The organism is Psychrobacter sp. 1U2 (genome assembly GCF_051847575.1).
In genome coordinates this window covers 1-1038 of sequence record NZ_JBPYDC010000477.1, presented here as the reverse complement: position 1 = coordinate 1038, position 1038 = coordinate 1, and the positions used below count along the sequence as shown (strand labels likewise).

The following is a 1038-nucleotide window of genomic DNA, read 5'->3' as shown; positions in this document are numbered from 1 at the left end:
TGGTGCTTACGCAATGGTTTCACCGCATCTGTCTGTCGCAGTGGTTGGTGTGGCGGTTGCAACCGCTCTTGTACCGCCCCTTGCAGCAAGTGGTATCTTATTTGCCAATGGAGAAACTACGTTAGGTTTTGGTGCAGCTCTGCTTGCTTTGACCAATATTATTGCCATTCAATTTACGAATGCGATGGTGCTTTGGTTTTTGGGCTTTCGTCGTTTAGTCGATGATGACTACAAATCAAGCACCTATTTAACGTTCTTTCGCCGTAATGCCATCGCTTTATTACTATTGGTCGGCTTAGGTATTTATTTGTCCATTAACTTAAACGTTAGCGCCAAACAGCAAACCTTTGAAAATAACGTAAAGGACGCTATAAACAGCCATTTTATAGACAAAGGTAACGTATTAACCAACACCCAATTCGAAAAAGTTGGAGGCTATCAGACTGTACGTGCTGTTATTCGTGGTGAAAACAGTCCGACATCCTCTGATGTGCAAAAGATTGAAGCGGTTATTACCCAAGATATGGCAGATAACTTTCCTGATTACTTACCTATCAAGTTACAACTGCGCTATTTGCCTGTAAAAATAATCGAATCTGACCCTCTGATTCAGAATCAACTTGACGAAACTGATGCCGCGATTTTGACCAAGTAATGTTAGGGCTAAACCTCTCATTACTTGTAGGTGCAACACACAAATGTAACTAGTGTTTACTAAGCGTCTATTTGTGAATCTTCAACACACCTTATGTGTTTGTGCTAAAATCGCTTGCAAAATTATTTTCTTTATTTTGTCCTTTTTATTTATCTCTATTTGTCAGTAAGGAGCCGCTGTGAGTCAGCCATTTCGCTCAGCCGATATTCGCCAAGCTTTTCTAGATTTTTTTGTGAGCAAGCAGCATACCGTTGTGTCTTCATCGAGTCTCATCCCGCATAATGATCCCACACTGCTGTTTACCAATGCCGGTATGAACCAGTTTAAAGAGACGTTTTTGGGTATGGAGCCACGTGACTACACACGGGCAGTATCTTCACAAA

Annotated in this window: 2 protein-coding genes; both read left to right on the top strand. The window is 41.4% G+C overall.

What is annotated here, in order from left to right; genetic code table 11:
- A partial coding sequence (locus tag ACS8FD_RS16695; protein WP_439276665.1) for a DUF389 domain-containing protein occupies window positions 1–655 on the top strand: 655 nt, incomplete at its 5' end.
- A gap of 178 nt (window positions 656–833) precedes the next feature.
- The coding region (locus ACS8FD_RS16690) for an alanine--tRNA ligase-related protein (protein ID WP_439276664.1) at window positions 834–1038 on the top strand (205 nt) is incomplete at its 3' end.